Here is a 15821-nt window from a genome sequence, read left to right as displayed (position 1 = left end):
GGGAAGACCTCACCATCCTGGGACTGCCCGACAACCGATAACGTCTCCCTCGATCGCCAAGGACAGCAGGAAGTCGCGTTGCCGGCTGGGCCACAGCACGGACGTGCCCCCGAACAGCAGCGAACATCCGCGCAGTGCAACGAGCCCCTGCGACGAAACCCTCCCTCGCGGTCAGGCGATCGTGTTACGGGCCCGTCGGCGCGCCGCCACGGCCTTACGGGCTGCCTTCAACTGCTCGGCGACCACCTCGGGATCGTCCTCGTCGACGAGAGGCACGGACGTGGCCACCAACGCCTCGTACTGCTGCGCGCGTCGCCGCTGCTGGTAGTCGAGGACATCACGCAGCACCAGCCGGTGCCGGGTGCCGACTTTCTCCGCCGGCAACTCCCCCACCGAGATCAGCCGTTTGACGGTCGGTCGGGTCACCCCCAGCAGATCGGCCGCCTGCTGGGTGGTCAATTTCGTGGTGTGCGGAGCAACAGTGACCGCTCGCCCCGCCTGCAACGCCGAGGCCACCTGCTTGAGAATCGCGTGCACCTCGGCCGGCAAGGGCACCTGATCCCCTTCGTCCACACCGACAAGCAGGTATCGCGGCTCCACCCGGTCACCGAAGCGACGTTCGTGCGCGTCGAGGAAGCCGATCACCTCCGCGAAGCGGTCGCCGTCCTCGGGCTCCGGGAGATACGTGCGCTGCTCCAACGCCTGCGTCATGTCCTCACCCTTCTATTCGAAAGAAACGTAATACCCTTTCGGAACTTTCGAAAGGGTATTACCGGTAGGATCACATTCACACTCGAGACAGAGCTGCCGTGCTATCCCACATCCGCTCACCAACCGGTCATGCACCACCGACGATCGGCGGCACGCACTACGCGACCGGTCCTCTCACCTGCCGGCTCCGCGGTAGCGCTCGACGATCGCGCTCGGAGATGGCCCTGCCGGCACAGATAGGCATCGGCAATCTCGGTGACATCGAGATCCGTTCGGCCGATCCGCACAACCGGATGGCCGTTCGGCCACACATGCCAGTGCGCGCCGTCGATGCTCGCGATCAAGACCTGCCCCAACAACAACGCCATCTCGCCACCGAGCATGTGGCCGAGTTCCTCATCGGCCAACGCTTCCTCACGCCGTCGCTGCACTGCGACCAGCGCATCCACCGTGGCAGCGCTGGGCTCACCACGCGCGGCGAGCCACCGCAGCAACTCGTCCGGCTCGAGCAACGCCGAAGCTGCATCGATCTCGCCGTCGATACCGGAGCCGTACACCGCCATCCCGCGCGATGCCGTAACGCGGACCGATCCGAAAAACGCGCTGCACGAGACCAGGGAGCCGAGCCCTGACCGCATCCGGCAGCAGCAGGTCCAACCACTGACTCAACCCTGCGCGCCACGACCGCCTCATCCCTGCACGATAGGGCCCCTCCTCACACCAGCGGCACCCCGCCGCAGACCCCTGCCCCGGCGCGGTACCGCCGGTCTACGGTTCGTCCGGTATCGGCAACGAGATCACGGTGATGATGTCGGCGTTGTTCGGGTCGGTCATCGGGTCGGACCGGAGCCACTGCACGGTGCCGCAGGCTCGGATCTCGAGATCGATGCGCTCGCGGCTCCCGTCCGGATCCTCTGCGATCAGCTCTTCGGCTGCGATCCACCGGGTGTCGTCGACGCTGCGGGCGACGTGGGGCAGCTCCCGTCGCGCCAGGATCCGGGCGGCCAGTGCCGCATCCTCGACCGGCACCAACTGCCCCGCATCGTCGAGCATGCGCACCGGGTGTGCCGCGGGCTCGATGCGCACCACACCGTACCGGCGATCGGTCCGCACAATCGCTTTCGGGAAGGTACGCAGGAACAACCGCCCCTCGTCGACGACGCTGCGGCCACCCTCGGTGGTGACCCGTTCGACGGTGACCTCGGTCGAGGCGGTGCGCGTGCACCGGAACACCTCGTGTAAGGAGGTGATCCAGCAACCGTGCCGGTCGGCGTGCATCGCACGAGTCCACGCCTCGGTCGGCGGTTCGATCGTCAGCGGCAGCAGAAACTCTGTCACCACCGCCACCGGCGTACGCGAGGTGGTCCGACACCCGATCAGCTGTTCATGACCCGACTGACGACAGGACCCTTGAGTCTTCGCCCGAGCGGTCACAGCCGCGTGTCGAGGATCGAAAGGTAGCTTCCTGCCGCTGGCTCACGCCACAATCGTCAACCAGCGAACGGTGCCGCACGGTGACGGCGCCGCCGAGAAGAGTCGTGCGGACTTGTCGACGACGATTCTGGACGCGGTGCCACCACCGCTGCACTCGAACTCCGCACTGATCTGGCACGAGGGGTTCGCCGCCGGTTTTCACGTAGGTGTCGGACGACCGCGTACACCACCATTAATTTTCACCTGCCGTCGACAGAGGGCCGCTACATCCAACAGCGGTGGCCACCCATATTGACGGTGGGAATAGACCTGACGCCGTCGGCGACGACCCACACCGTGCCGGCAGCGTCGATCGTCTGTGACGGCCACGTGGTGAATATCGGTGTGGTGCTGACGTCTTCGAATGTGTTCCCGTCCAGGGAAGTGAACATTCAGAACTGACGATGCTGGCCCGTGACGAGGTTCGGTACCTGCGAGCCGCTGACAGTCCTCGCGTCGCCGCCACCTCCTATTCAGACGGCCACCATCGCGCGTTCATTCACAGCCGATGGGATGACAGTGATCGGACCGTTGTCCCTTCACTACGGATCGTCGGGCACGTACCTGCCCGTGGAAGGAATCTCCCCATGGCTACAGTCACCTTCTCCGACATCACCCGTCACTATCCCGGCGCCGAGAAACCCGCGGTCGACGGGCTCGACCTCGAGATCGCCGACGGCGAGTTCCTCGTCCTCGTCGGCCCGTCGGGTTGCGGAAAAACCACCACGCTCCGCATGCTCGCCGGCCTCGAAGAAATCGACAACGGACAGCTGTTCATCGGCGACACCGACGTCACCGACGTCGAGTCGAAGGACCGCGACATCGCGATGGTGTTCCAGAACTATGCCCTGTATCCGCACATGTCGGTGGCCGAGAACATGGGTTTCGCGCTGAAGATCGCCGGGGTGTCCAAGGACGAACGCAGTCGTCGCATCGTGGAGGCGGCGCGCATGCTCGATCTGGAGCCGTACCTGGATCGCAAACCGAAAGCCCTTTCGGGCGGTCAGCGTCAGCGGGTCGCGATGGGCCGGGCCATCGTGCGGAGCCCGCAGGTGTTCCTGATGGATGAGCCGTTGTCGAATCTCGACGCGAAACTGCGTGTGCAGACGCGTAATCAGGTCGCCCGGCTCACCCGTACGCTCGGGGTGACGACGATGTACGTCACCCACGACCAGATAGAGGCGATGACGATGGGTGACCGGGTCGCGGTTCTCGACGGTGGCGTCCTCCAGCAGGTCGACACGCCCCGCAATCTGTATGCGCGACCAGCGAACCGTTTCGTCGCCAGTTTTATCGGGTCGCCGGCGATGAGCCTGATCGATGTGCCGATCGTCGACGGCGGTATCGACTTCGCAGGTCTCGCCGTTCCGGTCGAACGGAGAACGCTGGGTGCGACCCGAGGCGTGAAGGTCACGGTCGGTGTGCGTCCGGAGTCGATGCACGTGAGCACCGACGGCACCGGGGTCGACATGACGATCGACATGGTCGAGGAACTGGGAGCCGACGCGTACCTGTACGGCCATGTCATGGCAGGCGGTACACGTCTTCCGATCACGGTCCGCACCGGCGACCGCACACCTCCCCCGGTCGATGCGGTAGTGCAAATACGGCCCGAGCCGTCGGCGCTGCACCTGTTCGACTGCGACAGCGGGCTTCGTCTGAGCGCCTGACGAACGCACGTGGGGCCGGTCGGAGACCGGCCCCACGGTGTCACCGCGTGTTCACGAGCTCTCTCAGATGTACGAGGCCGCGACCTTCGAGAGTGGGCCACAGCGTATGGCCGGGACCGTCGGGCAACTCCACGATATTGGGAACACCCAGTGTGACAACGCCGGCGGCTGTGGCCGAGGCCATACCGGGTAGTGAATCCTCGATAGCCACGATCCGGTCGAGGGAGAGTTCACCGCGGGTGGATCGCAAGGTCTCGACGGCGAGCCGGTACGGTTCGGGGTCGGGTTTCCCCCGGGTCACCATGTCGCCGGTCACCAGGAACTCGAAGGTCCCGTCCGGGAGCAGTCGGGCGATTTCCGATGCCAGCGTCCGCTCACTCATCGTCACCATCACGCATGGAATACCCGCAGCGCGGATCTGCGCGAGAAGCTCGCGCGCGCCGGGTCGCCACGGCACTGCTTGCCGAACCTGCGCGATCACGGAATCGATGAGTGTGTCGATGATCTCACGGATGCCGAGATCCACGCCGGCGGCGCGCAGGACAGCCGCAGATGTCGGTAGCGCATTGCCGACGAGTTCGGCTGCCTGCTCCTCTGTCCACGGAATGCCGTGCGCGGCAAGGAGAATAGTTTCGGCCCGGAACCAGTACGGCTCCGTGTCGACCAGAGTGCCGTCCATATCCCACAACACGGCATCCACGCCGGTATCTACCTGGGTCACTGCTTCTCCTCGTCGTGTGTGCCTGCTTCGTCTGTGCCTACAGCATCGGTGCCGGGTTCTCGTCGGGCTTCCGGAAACGGCGTCGCGGGGTCGATCGTGGTCACTCGCACTCCCTGGGCGCGCAGCGCGTCGAGCAGATCTGCGGGGGCTCCGATGTCGGTGACGAGGTCGTCGACGACCTTCCATCCCGACACCCGGTGGAGCGACGTCCCGCCGAGTTTGCTCGAGTCGACGAGCAGTACTCGTCGACGTGCCGAGCGCATCATCTCGGCCTTGACCGGCACGATCGATTCTTCCTGGTGGTAGGTGCCGTCGAGGTCTGCGCTGGTTGTGGAGAAGAATGCGGTGTCCACCCTCAGGTTGCGGATCGCGGCCACCGCACCGACCCCGAGGAAGGACTCGTGCCCTATGTCGAACGTTCCGCCGATCGCGGTGACCGTCGCGCCGCCGTCGTGCGCAATGCGCGTGAGGGTCGGCAGATAGTTGGTCACGATGTGTAGTTCTTCGATGTCGAGCAGGTGATCGAGCATGGTTGCGACAGTCGTCGAGTCGTCGAGCAGTATCGACTGTCCCGGCGCCACCATACTGGCGGCGGCAGCAGCAGCGATCGCCTTCTTCTGTGGTACCGCCACGAGACGGCGCAGTGGTGCACTGATTTCGTAGGTGCTCGTGCGTGCGACACTCACTCCGCCTCGGAATTTCCGGATGACCCCGCGACGTTGTAGCTCGTCCAGATCTCGGTGAACGGTCATGAGCGACAAGCCGAATCGTGTGGACAGCGACTGCGCTGTTTCGTTCTCGTCGGCCAGCAGGCATTCGAGGATCGCGTCGAGGCGCGCCTGTCTCGATGTACTGATGATCCGCTGCGTCATCTCCGAATCTCCCCTCGATGCTCTACTCGCGTTTGGCTCTTTATATCACCCCGAGTGTGATTAACGGGTCATGAACAGAGCGGGAAGGTTTGCCCGATTCTTTCCGAATCGCTGCTTACCGAGAACTCCGAAGAACAACTCCTCAGATCCACTTGTATTGCCTAGCAATCGTTTTAGATGTACTCCAGATCCGGTGCGGCGATTCCCGCTATCCATCGAGGCGCTTTGACCACCCCGGCACCGGATGCCACCATGAGTCGCGTCCCGCAGATTGCTAACACTGCATTGTTATTTCGAAAGGAGGGTGGATGTGTCCATGACAGCCCAGCGCATCACGGCGATGCCGGTTGCGGAAATCCCGGACGGTCCTGCGGCACCACCCGCACCACAGCGCAACCGGAACCGTCGGCGGCGACGGGAATACATGCTCTTCGCCCTGTTCGCGCTCCCGAACCTCGCGCTCATCGCGGTGTTCGCGTACTGGCCCGTAATCGGCAATGCGTATCTGAGTCTGACCCGATGGGACATGATCGCACCGAGCCCGACTTTCATCGGCCTCGACAACTACATCAACCTGTTCACCGACCCCTCCTTCCTGCGCGTTCTGCGCATTACCGCGGTGTGGGTCGTGGCGGTGGTCGGCGCAAGCCTCCTCGGCGGCCTGGCCCTCGCGTTGCTGTTCACGACCAAGACGCGTGGCCGCTCAGCGGTCTCGGCACTGGCGTTCTCACCCCACATCCTCTCGGGTGCCGCGGTAGCAGCAATATGGCTTTTCCTCTTCGACCCCAACTACGGCTTGTCCCGTGCCTTCTTCTCGGTGCTCGGGTTCGGTTCGCCGCACTGGACCACCACCAGTCAGTGGGCGCTACCCGCCCTCATCATCGTGTCGATCTGGAAAGGCGTCGGGTTCGTCGCCATCGTGTATCTGTCCGCACTGCAATCCCTCCCCGAAGACGTGCTCGAAGCGGCGCGCCTCGACGGCGCGAACCGATGGCAGGTATTCCGGTACATCAAGCTCCCACTGCTCTCCCCCACGACCATGTTTCTCATGGTCACGCAGGTGATCGGCGCGTTCCAATCCTTCGACGTCATCGCGATGATGACCAGCGGTGGACCTGCCGAATCCACAACGACACTGAGCTGGTTCATCTACAACGAAGGCTTCCGCCAGTTCAAGGCCGGATCGGCCGCGGCCGGCGCAATGATCATGTTCGTGATGCTCATGGTCGTCACGGTGGTGCAGATGCGATTCGTCGAGAAGAAGGTGCACTACTCATGACGACCACGACCGGGTCCCGGCCCTCGACGGACACCCCGTCCACCCCGGCGCCGCGCGCACGCAAGTTCCGGATCCGCAGCGTCGGCGGCATGCTCGGCCTCACTGTCGTCGGCATCGTCTTCCTCCTCCCCTTCTACTGGATGTTCTCGTCGGCGTTCAAACCCGAAGGCGAGATCTATCGGTGGCCGCTGCAGTGGATTCCGTCGACGATCGTCTTTGACCACTTCGCCCGTGCCTGGGAGGCGGTGCCGTTCGCGCAGTTCTTCGTCAACTCCCTGATCGTCACCGCGGCCGGGTCGACACTCAAAGTGCTCCTCGCGGTGTTCAGCGCGTACGCATTTGCCTTCCTTCGGTTCCCGGGGAAGAAGATCGTGTTTCTCGCGGTGCTCGGCGCGCTCATGGTCCCGGGTCATGTGACGCTGCTGATCAACTACATGACGATCGGCAACCTCGGTCTGATCAACACGTATGCAGGCATCTTCCTCCCCGGCCTCGCCAGCGCGTTCGGCACATTCCTGTTGCGCCAGCACTTTCTGGCACTGCCGAAGGAAGTGCTCGAAGCAGCCGAACTCGACGGGTGCGGCCACGTGCGCCGACTCGTGTACTTCGTACTGCCGATGTCCAAACCTGCCGTGGTGACGGTCGCCCTGATCGCCGTGATCGACGAATGGAACGACTTCATCTGGCCTTTGCTGGTCACCAATACCCTTCAGGCACGCACACTCCCGATCGGTCTGATGTTCCTCAAGGAGACCGAGGGAGTCGATCAGTGGGGACCCATCATGGCGGGCACCGTCCTGGTGATCCTTCCGATGCTGTTGCTCTTCCTCTTCGCCCAGCGCTACATCGTCGCCGGGCTCGCCGGCGCCGCTGTCCGTCGCTGACGTTCGACAACGCGCTGCCCCGCCCCACCGAATTCCCTTTGTCTCCCAGATTTTTTGATTCCGCCTCCACCCCTTCGAGGAGCTTCCATGTCCCTGTTCACCCGACAGAGCGCCCTGACCTCGTCCGCGCTCAGCCGGCGCCGTTTCCTGGCGATCGCCGGAGGCGTCGCAGCATCGGTCCCGATCCTGGCGGCGTGCGGCGCACCCGGCGGAGGATCGTCATCGGGCGGATTCGCCCAGCCGGACGTCGCACCTCCCGCTCAGTTCCAGGGCCGCACCAACATCGTCTTCTGGAGCGGTTGGTCCGGAACCAACGGTGAAGCCCTGGCCAAGCTCATCAATCGCTACAACGAATCCCAGTCCGACATCTACGTGGAGATCCAGCAGTTCCAGGGCTACGACGGGCTCACCGAAAAACTGTCCGCCGGTCTGCAGGCCCGCCAGATCCCGGACGTCGCCATCTTCTCCGACGTGTCGTGGAACAAATTCTTCCTCTCCGGCCACCTCGAGCCGCTCGGCAGTCACTTCACCGACACGTGGAACGCCGAGACTTACCACGATCGCCTGTTCCAGGAAGGCGTCGTCCGCGGGGAACCGTACTGGGTACCGTTCGGCCGTTCGACGCCACTGTTCTACTACAACAAGGACGTCTTCGCGCAGGCCGGCCTCCCCGATCGCGCACCCGAGACCTGGGACGAGTTCCGGGACTGGGGTAATCGGATCACCGGTCGCGACTACCGCGGCAACAAGCTCATGATGCGCGCCTACACCGGTTCCGACGACTGGTACTTCCAGGGCCTGTTGTGGAACTACGACGGTGCGATGTCCGACGGCCTCGACATCACGGTCGACTCCGCGGCCGCCATCGCCGCGGCGGAATTCGACCGTGCGTGTGTCAACGACGACAAGATCGGCTATCTCGCGCAGGAGATCAACACCGACTTCACGAACGGTCTCGTCGCGACGATCACCAACTCCACCGGGTCGCTGACCGGACTGACCAAGGGCGCCGAAGCATCAGGATTCGAGCTCGGCGCCGGCTTCCTGCCCGTTGCACTGGACACCGGTGTCCCCACCGGCGGTGCCGGTCTCGGCATCCTCAAGAACGCCGACCCGGAACGCAAGGCCGCCGCGGCCCAGGTCATCGCGTTCCTCGCGGAAGATCAGCAAGCTGCGGAGTGGGCCGTCGACACGGGCTATCTTCCCGCCACCAAGGGCGCTGCGACGTCCTCGATCGTCACGCAGCGTATCGCCGAGAACCCCAACTACGGCCTGGCCATCGACCAGCTCGATCGCGCGCGTCAACCGGACCCCGCCCGTTTGTTCGTGGGTTCGACGATTCTCGAGATGCGCACCGTCATCCAGAAGCTCTACACCGACAACGCCGACCCCGCAGCAGCTCTCGGCGCTGCTGCCGCCACCATGCGCCGCGATGCCGAAGACATCCGCGCCCAGTACGAGGAATTGGTTGCCTGATGATCCCCGACACGACACACCCCCACGGCCGAAGCGATACCTACGCCGTCGTCGGCCACCGCGGCGCGAAAGATCTGTCACCGGAGAACACGCTCGAATCGTTCCGGCTCGCCGAGAAGATCGGCGTGCACGAACTCGAATTCGACGTCCGCTTGTCTGCGGACGGTGTCGCGATCGTGCTCCACGACGCGACCCTCGACCGCACCGCCGCAAACGAAGCCGGTCGCGGCCTCGGGCCGGTCGCCGAACTGACCTACGAACAGATCCGAGCGGTGGACATCGGGGACGGCCGGCATGTCCCGACACTCGGCGAGGTGCTCGCCGCGACCACGGTGGCCCTGCAGGTCGAAATCAAAGCCGTCGAGGCGTGCGAGGAAATCGCCCGCGTCGTGGCCAGACGCCCCCACGACGCCGCCCGGATCCGCTTCACGAGCTTCCAACCGGAGGCCCTGCGCCGGATGCACGCCCTGGCGCCGGAGATCTCCCGCGGGTTGATCACACACGGCTACCCCGACACCGAACGACACCCGGACGGGATCGAGAACGTGCTCGCCGAGGTCGAGGCCGACGCGTTCTACTGCGGCTGGGACGGCCTGACCGACGAGCTGGTGCAGCGGATGCAGGCGGCCGGGTACCAGATGGGCGGATGGCCGGTGCGCAGTCTCGACGACGTGCGACGCGGCCTGGCGCTCGGATTCAACGGCGGCACGGTCGACGATCCCCAGGCGGGCATCGCATGGCTCGCGCAGGCCCGCGAGGTCATCGCGCGCTGGCCCCGACCTCTAGAGCCAATGCGGCACAGTTAAGAGGGAAAGACCTCTCGAAAAGCCGTTCGCTGCCTCAAACGCCACCTGGCCATCGTGCTCGGGAAGACCATGATCAACGATGTTCGGTCACGCGGTCAGCGCCTGGGCGATCGAGCGTGACCGCGACGTGTACCCGCGTGCACGCGCTGTGACCAACGCATGAGCTCGTAGAGCTCCGCGAGGTCTTGTTGCGTGCCCGACAGGGAGCCGAGGATCCGCAACTCCTTGCGGACGATGGCCTGAGTGTTCACCGTGGACTGCAGGCGGCCGAGGCCGACCTGTACCAGCGTCCCGGACTTGGCGAGCGTATCCACCGCTTGCGCAGTGGTCGTTCCGAACCCCGCGTAGTCCATGATCAACTGCAGGTCCTTGTCCGCGAATTCGGTGATCGACTCGGCCACGCCCGCCAGCCCGATCTCGGCGGCACGTTTCCGGGTGGACGGATCGATGTCGGCAGCTTAGACCTCGGCTCCCTTGAGCACGGCGACGCGCGCCCCGATGTAGCCCAGGCCCCCAGACCGATCACCCCGACCCGCATGCCCTTCTTCAGTCCGCCGGCGGTGATCAGGGCGTGGTAGGAGGTGATTCCTGCATCGGTCGCCATCGCGCCCAACTCGAAGGAGAGCTCCGGAGGTAGCCGTACCAGGTTCACGCCGGTGACCCGTACCTTCGGCCCGTAGCCGCCGTCCCAGGCGCCGTAGCCGATGGCGTCGCCGTCGGACATCAATGGCGATAACCCGACGCGGTCTCCGACCTTCCAGTTCTCCATTCCCGGGCCGACCTCGGACAGACAGAGATGCATGGGGGACGTGACCTCGGTCGGATCCCGGGGCCGGAGGTGCGCACGTAGATCGTCCCGCTACGGGAGCAGATTCAGATTCTGCGTACCCTCTCGCGGATGGTCCCTGGCGAAGAGCACGATCGTTGTCATGATGATGAGCACTTCGGCGAGGAATGACTCTTCAGATCAGAGTGGCTAAAGCTGTATCGCAGCAGGGTTTTCGGGCAGGACGGGATCGGAGTGACGTGGTTCGAAGATCGGGAATCGCTGACCCGGCTGCGTGTACCGGAAACACACCCGCACCGGCCGATCGGACCGCACCGACACCTCGCCGTCGATCCACGAATAGACCCAAGGCCCCTCATCGAGTTCGACGATGGCGATGACCGAGGGGCACGGCACACCGCACACCGGGTCCGGAGCGCGATTGACGACCCGACACGAGACGATCACTCCCACGCCGGCCGAAAGGACGGGTTCGAGATCACCGCTGCTGCACGAGGAACACAACCGCGTCAGTGGCGCGAACAGCGCGGCGCAGTCCCGACATTTCCAGATGACGAGTTTCCCGGACCGCGTCGTCTCGCGTCCCTGCCGGGAGATATCGATGCTCACGACGCGACCTCGATCGGGAACCCGTTCAGGACGGTGCGCATGGCGTTGCCGAAATACTCGGGGGCGGTGATCGGCCATCCATGTCCTCCCGAGACGGTGAACATCCGTGGTCTACCCAGCACGCTTCGAAGAGTTTCGATGCTCGCCCGCGGTATCAGACGGTCTCCTCTGCTCCACACCAGTGATACCGGTAGATGTCGCTGCGCGAGGCGGGTCAGCTCCGCGGTCAGGTCCCGATCCGGGGGAACGCGGTCGGTGAGGCCCACGGTTTCCGGAACACCGCCGTCGTTGCCGGTGGGGCGAGACGGCGTGGCCGAGGCAAGGATCCGCAGCGACTGCGCTTCCTCTAGAGTCGTTCCCCGCCCCCGCACAGGTCCGTCGCCGAGCGGAGGCACCGCACCCCCCAGGTCAGGCCAGGCCCCTCCGCCCACGGAGTTCACCAGAACAAGTCGCGCCACACGATCGGGAAGATCATGGGCGGTCTGAATGGCAAGGGCCCCGCCGAACGAGTGCGCGAGAAGTGTCACGGACCAGAGTCCGACAGCATCGAGGAACCGGCCGAGCCAGGTTGAACAGGCTGCCAGGGTCTTCCTGTCGAGGGGACGGACCGGCGCTGCCGTGAGCCCGGGTACAGCCGGGGCATAGACCCGACAGCTTCGGGCCAGCTGGGCCGGGGCGCGCCGGTAGACCCAGGGCGTCAATCCCCATCCGGGCAGGAAGACCACCGGCGCTCCTCGCCCGAGCACCGTGCACACCTCTACCTGATCGTCGACTCGGACACTGGACCAGTGCATCACTGGGTGATGCCCGCGGGCTCGGGGTACCGGCGGCCGATATGGATGGTGCATGGGGGGTGAACCTTCGATAGAAATGGTGGACACATCACACCGTGCCGCCTTCCCCGCAGCGAGGCGACGGCCGTAATACCCGGAGACATACCTGTTTTGCCGGGGGCAAGGAAACTGGTCGGTACGAGACGATGAGATTACTGGGCCGCTGCAGCGCTCTTCTACCGCTCGAGCGGCATAAGACCCGTAGACATCGGACTCAGCGGCACACCAACGCCTACACCGCCAGGCGCGCCTTCCGAAACCAAGCGCAAGGACCGCGGCGCCAGCCGAGCTTCCATCCAGGCAAAAATAGGTACCCTACCCCGCCATATGGCCGTTCCGGGCCCCGCCTGCGCACACCATCATCGATGGGAATCCGAACCACTCCAGCCACGACGAGCAACGCGACCGACAATGCGATCTCCCATCAACCACCACGATCCGTCATCCCCCCTGTAGACGGATCGTGGATCCCGGGTCGACGATTCGACCCCTCCCGGATGCCCTGCCTCCCCCCATCCCCCTGTCGGCAGGGCATCCGGGGTCTTCCACCCCGGCAGGCGCCGGGGAAAGGTGTCCTAGCCGTTCGATCGAAGGCCCCGGCATGCTCCATCGACACCGATCGCCGGTACCTCGCCGACCGCCGGTAGCTCGTACCGGCGGCATCTTCCTGCGACGCCTCGGTACGGTGCTCATGCCCATAAGCGGACCATCCGGTTCGGCAAGCTCGTCCTCCGGAAATGTCGAGGCTGCGCCACCGTGCTGGCACCGTCGACCATCACCTGCCACGGGTGCGCGGCTCCGACCTCCTAGAGCCGATCGATTCGGCCGGCGCGGGCGTGATCGTCTCGTGCCGGTCGTCGAGGGCGCCCCGATCCGCTACGCGGTGCACCGCGCCCGTCGGTCCTGGCCATCGTCGAACTCGACGAGGGACTCTGGGTGTATTCCTGGATCGACGGTGACGTTCCGATGCAGCCCAACCGCCGCATGCGGGTGTCGTTTCGATCCACACAGCCAGGCGAGCGTTTTCCGAGCGTCGAACTCCTACGCGACTGACGACAACTCCGTTCCCCTTCGGCGTGAAGGACCGTGCTGTCGCAGGTTGCGTCCATGGTGTACGAGCAGCTGAATCAGACTGTATGCCTAGCCGAACGAAGGACGACCCCCCATCCGTCAAGAAATCAATTCTCTAGACCTGGTCATGTTTCTGCTCCGCGACCCAGGCCGCGACCTGCGTGCGGGATGTGAATCCGAGTTTGGCCAGGATGTGCTCCACATGACCTTGCGCCGTGCGAGGTGAGATCACCAGGCGACGGGCGATGGCCTGATTGGTCAGGCCTTCGCCGATGAGGTCCGCGACCTGACGTTCCCTTTTGGTCAGCTTCGCCGGCGCATCGGTCTCGCGCGTGGAGCCGGCCGGCGGCCGCTCGTGGAGGGCGTAGGCGATGGCCGCGTCGAAGCCGAACTGTTCACCTTCGCGGTGGGCAGCCCAGAACGCTCTGTCTCCGAGTGCCTGCCGGGTCGTGCGAACGCATTCCTCGTGATGGACAACCAGATCGGAATGGATGATCGCGGGACTGCCCGCCGTCTGCGCCAAGCCGTCCGCGGCGCCCATCAGCACTGCGGCCCGACGTGCGTCGCGCAGCTCGGCGCTGATCCAGGCCAGTGCCTCGAGGCAGGAGGCGACGAGGCGGGGATTGCGCACCTGCCGGGACAGCGCGAGTGATTCGTCGAAAAGGTGCACCGCACGATCTGCCTCACCGCGCCGCCACAGGACAACTCCCAAGTTCCAGAGCCCGTGTGCTCGATACACCTTCTCACCGTGCGTTTCCGTGATGGCGAGGACCCGCTCGAGGCATTCGATCGCCTGATCCGTCATGCCGGACAGGCCGTAGGCCGTCCCCAGTGAGATCAGGACACTTAGCTCGAACGCGCGGTCTCCGAGTTCACTGAACTGTGCGAGTGTGGATTCGAGGCGAGTACGAGCACGTTCGAGATTGCCGGCGAGAAGGCCGAGTGTGCCGTCGGTGGAGGAAGCGAACGCGCATATCAGGGGGTCGGTGGTCTGCGCGGCGAGCGCACGCACGTCCTCGAGGAGCGCTGTCACTGCATGGAGGTCGCCCTGAACGTTGGCCAGCACGCTGGCACAGTAGAGGGCCCTGGCCCGTTCCAGGGTGGGTGCGCTGCTGTGGCGGGCGAGCAGCCGGTCGTACCAGCGCCGCCCCTCGTGGTAGAGGCCCTGCGTGCCCCAGAACATGAACAGTGCGGCGGCGGTGCGCAGCCCGGCCGCGGGATCGTCCTCGAGGCCGAATTCGAGGGCCTCGCGCAGGTTCGGCAGTTCCAGCTTCAGGCGGGCGATCCAGTCGAGCTGGCGCGGGCTGATCCACTCGGCTTCGGCTTCGAGCACCAACGCCTCGTACCAGTCCCGGTGCCGGCGACGCACGACCAGGGCCTCACCGGACTGCTCGAGCTTCTCGGCGCCGTAGGCGCGCAGTGTCTCAAGCATCCGGAATCGCACCACCGACCCCGTCTCCTCCCGGATCAGGATCGACTTGTCCACCAGGGAGCTCAGCGTGTCGAGGACCTCACCCGCCGCCAGGCCCTCGCCGCACACGTGCTCGGCGGGATCGAGGTCGAAGCTGCCCGCGAAGACCGCCATCCGACCCCATACGAGTTGTTCGGTGGCGGTGCACAATTCGAAGCTCCAGTCGATGCACCACCGCAGGGTCTGCTGCCGCGTCGGCACGCCTCGTCGGCCGCGGGTCAGCAGGGTGTAGCGGTCGGTCAGCCGCTCGAGGATCTGCTCGGGGGAGAGCGCCCGCAGCCGGGCCGCGGCCAGCTCGATCGGCAGCGGCAGCCCGTCGAGCCGGTGACAGATCCGCGCCACCGCCGCCGCATTGTCCTCGGCGAGCGCAAATCCCGGCACCGCGGCCGCGGCGCGGTCGACGAACAATTTCACCGCCTCGTAGCGGGGCAACGCCCGCAGCGAGGGCTCCCGCGCCGGATCCGGCACGGCCAGCGGGGGGACCCGTAACACCGCCTCCCCACCGAGGCCCAACGACTCGCGGCTAGTGGCCAGGATCCGCACCCGCGGACACCCTCGCAGCAGCAGCTCGGTGAGTGCGGCGACCGAGTCGATCATCTGCTCGCAGTTGTCGAGGACCAGCAGCATCTGCTGCGGGGTGAGATATTCGAGCAGCACCTCCCGCAGCGCCCGCGCCGAATGGTTCCGTAATCCCACGGCGGTGGCCACCGCGTCGACCAACGCCGACCCGTCGTGCAGCTCACCGAGTTCGACCAGCCGCACCCCGTCGGGATAGTCGCGCTGCACCGCCGTTGCGACATGCATGGCGAGTCGGGTCTTGCCGACCCCGCCGATGCCGGTCAACGTCACCAGCCGGGAGCCGGTCAGCAGGTTCTTCGCCTCGGTGAGCTCGTCCCGGCGGCCGACGAAACTGGTCAGTTCCAGGGGAAGATTCCCGGTGGTGCTCCGAGGGGCGGGTTCTGAGGGACGGTGCCGACCGTCTGACGCCGATCCGCGGTCACCGGCCTCCCCCTCGCGTTGGGCGGGCAGGGCTAGTGCCTCGTCAAGCAACCTTGGCCGTGTAATGCGGGTACTCGGTCCACGATCGGATCGGTGAGTCCGGGGCGAACCGGGTCTTCGGCTCGGCACGAGCATTGCGCCACCGCACGTATGCGGCGA

At 65.3% G+C, this 15821-nt stretch carries 13 protein-coding genes and 1 pseudogene; 5 read left to right on the top strand and 9 right to left on the bottom strand.

What is annotated here, in order from left to right; genetic code table 11:
* Positions 1 to 171: 171 nt before the first annotated feature.
* From M1M07_RS13075 to M1M07_RS13065, 3 genes are all read right to left on the bottom strand, one after another.
* Positions 172 to 711: a helix-turn-helix domain-containing protein gene (locus tag M1M07_RS13075; RefSeq protein WP_248674448.1), complete on the bottom strand. Its 540-nt coding sequence runs from the start codon at positions 709 to 711 to the stop codon at positions 172 to 174.
* A gap of 116 nt (positions 712 to 827) precedes the next feature.
* Positions 828 to 1274 (bottom strand): DUF6278 family protein, encoded by a 447-nt coding sequence (locus tag M1M07_RS33205; RefSeq protein ID WP_229581408.1) that lies wholly within the window; start codon positions 1272 to 1274, stop codon positions 828 to 830.
* Positions 1275 to 1479: 205 nt separating this feature from the next.
* A complete protein-coding gene (locus M1M07_RS13065; protein ID WP_229581406.1) occupies positions 1480 to 2049 on the bottom strand; it encodes a hypothetical protein in 570 nt (189 codons plus the stop codon).
* Between the two features lie 722 nt (positions 2050 to 2771).
* On the opposite strand from M1M07_RS13065, the gene M1M07_RS13060 reads away from it, so the two are divergent.
* A complete protein-coding gene (locus tag M1M07_RS13060) occupies positions 2772 to 3854 on the top strand; it encodes an ABC transporter ATP-binding protein (protein ID WP_248674445.1) in 1083 nt (360 codons plus the stop codon).
* A gap of 40 nt (positions 3855 to 3894) precedes the next feature.
* Here the strand turns inward: M1M07_RS13060 and M1M07_RS13055 are convergent, their stop codons facing one another.
* Positions 3895 to 4575, bottom strand: coding sequence for an HAD family phosphatase (locus tag M1M07_RS13055; RefSeq protein ID WP_229581402.1), 681 nt, complete (start codon positions 4573 to 4575; stop codon positions 3895 to 3897).
* Positions 4572 to 5447 (bottom strand): DeoR/GlpR family DNA-binding transcription regulator, encoded by an 876-nt coding sequence (locus M1M07_RS13050; protein ID WP_229581400.1) that lies wholly within the window; start codon positions 5445 to 5447, stop codon positions 4572 to 4574. Before M1M07_RS13050 ends, M1M07_RS13055 begins: the two co-directional genes overlap by 4 nt.
* 316 nt (positions 5448 to 5763) lie before the next feature.
* On the opposite strand from M1M07_RS13050, the gene M1M07_RS13045 reads away from it, so the two are divergent.
* The 4 genes from M1M07_RS13045 (at position 5764) to M1M07_RS13030 (ending at position 9892) form a co-directional block, all read left to right on the top strand.
* Positions 5764 to 6726 (top strand): carbohydrate ABC transporter permease, encoded by a 963-nt coding sequence (locus M1M07_RS13045; protein WP_248674510.1) that lies wholly within the window; start codon positions 5764 to 5766, stop codon positions 6724 to 6726.
* A complete protein-coding gene (locus M1M07_RS13040) occupies positions 6723 to 7610 on the top strand; it encodes a carbohydrate ABC transporter permease (protein ID WP_248674444.1) in 888 nt (295 codons plus the stop codon). Before M1M07_RS13045 ends, M1M07_RS13040 begins: the two co-directional genes overlap by 4 nt.
* Positions 7611 to 7697: 87 nt before the next feature.
* A complete protein-coding gene (locus M1M07_RS13035; RefSeq protein ID WP_229583473.1) occupies positions 7698 to 9086 on the top strand; it encodes an ABC transporter substrate-binding protein in 1389 nt (462 codons plus the stop codon).
* Positions 9086 to 9892 (top strand): glycerophosphodiester phosphodiesterase family protein, encoded by an 807-nt coding sequence (locus tag M1M07_RS13030; protein ID WP_248674443.1) that lies wholly within the window; start codon positions 9086 to 9088, stop codon positions 9890 to 9892. Before M1M07_RS13035 ends, M1M07_RS13030 begins: the two co-directional genes overlap by 1 nt.
* A gap of 95 nt (positions 9893 to 9987) precedes the next feature.
* On the opposite strand, the gene M1M07_RS13025 is transcribed toward M1M07_RS13030, so the two are convergent.
* From M1M07_RS13025 to M1M07_RS13010, 4 genes and pseudogenes are all read right to left on the bottom strand, one after another.
* Positions 9988 to 10293, bottom strand: coding sequence for a zinc-binding dehydrogenase (locus M1M07_RS13025; RefSeq protein ID WP_248674442.1), 306 nt, complete (start codon positions 10291 to 10293; stop codon positions 9988 to 9990).
* A gap of 575 nt (positions 10294 to 10868) precedes the next feature.
* Positions 10869 to 11288: an OB-fold domain-containing protein gene (locus M1M07_RS13020; protein ID WP_248674441.1), complete on the bottom strand. Its 420-nt coding sequence runs from the start codon at positions 11286 to 11288 to the stop codon at positions 10869 to 10871.
* On the bottom strand, positions 11285 to 12013 hold the full coding sequence (locus M1M07_RS13015) for an alpha/beta fold hydrolase (protein ID WP_248674440.1): 729 nt from the start codon (positions 12011 to 12013) through the stop codon (positions 11285 to 11287). Before M1M07_RS13015 ends, M1M07_RS13020 begins: the two co-directional genes overlap by 4 nt.
* Before the next feature lie 1294 nt (positions 12014 to 13307).
* Positions 13308 to 15602, bottom strand: a pseudogene (locus M1M07_RS13010) (tetratricopeptide repeat protein); the annotation flags it as partial.
* Between the last annotated feature and the right edge of the window lie 219 nt (positions 15603 to 15821).

The organism is Rhodococcus sp. HM1 (genome assembly GCF_023218075.1).
Taxonomy (GTDB): Bacteria; Actinomycetota; Actinomycetes; order Mycobacteriales; family Mycobacteriaceae; genus Rhodococcus.
The sequence above is the reverse complement of the archived record's forward strand: the minus strand, read 5'-3'. Positions and strand labels throughout refer to the sequence as shown.

What these genes read in the sequence shown, in the direction of transcription:
- M1M07_RS13075 (WP_248674448.1), bottom strand. Translation starts at nt 711, where the DNA reads ATGACGCAGGCGTTGGAGCAGCGCACGTATCTCCCGGAGCCCGAGGAC.
- M1M07_RS33205 (WP_229581408.1), bottom strand. Translation starts at nt 1,274, where the DNA reads ATGGCGGTGTACGGCTCCGGTATCGACGGCGAGATCGATGCAGCTTCG.
- M1M07_RS13060 (WP_248674445.1), top strand. Translation starts at nt 2,772, where the DNA reads ATGGCTACAGTCACCTTCTCCGACATCACCCGTCACTATCCCGGCGCC.
- M1M07_RS13050 (WP_229581400.1), bottom strand. Translation starts at nt 5,447, where the DNA reads ATGACGCAGCGGATCATCAGTACATCGAGACAGGCGCGCCTCGACGCG.
- M1M07_RS13045 (WP_248674510.1), top strand. Translation starts at nt 5,764, where the DNA reads ATGACAGCCCAGCGCATCACGGCGATGCCGGTTGCGGAAATCCCGGAC.
- M1M07_RS13040 (WP_248674444.1), top strand. Translation starts at nt 6,723, where the DNA reads ATGACGACCACGACCGGGTCCCGGCCCTCGACGGACACCCCGTCCACC.
- M1M07_RS13035 (WP_229583473.1), top strand. Translation starts at nt 7,698, where the DNA reads ATGTCCCTGTTCACCCGACAGAGCGCCCTGACCTCGTCCGCGCTCAGC.
- M1M07_RS13030 (WP_248674443.1), top strand. Translation starts at nt 9,086, where the DNA reads ATGATCCCCGACACGACACACCCCCACGGCCGAAGCGATACCTACGCC.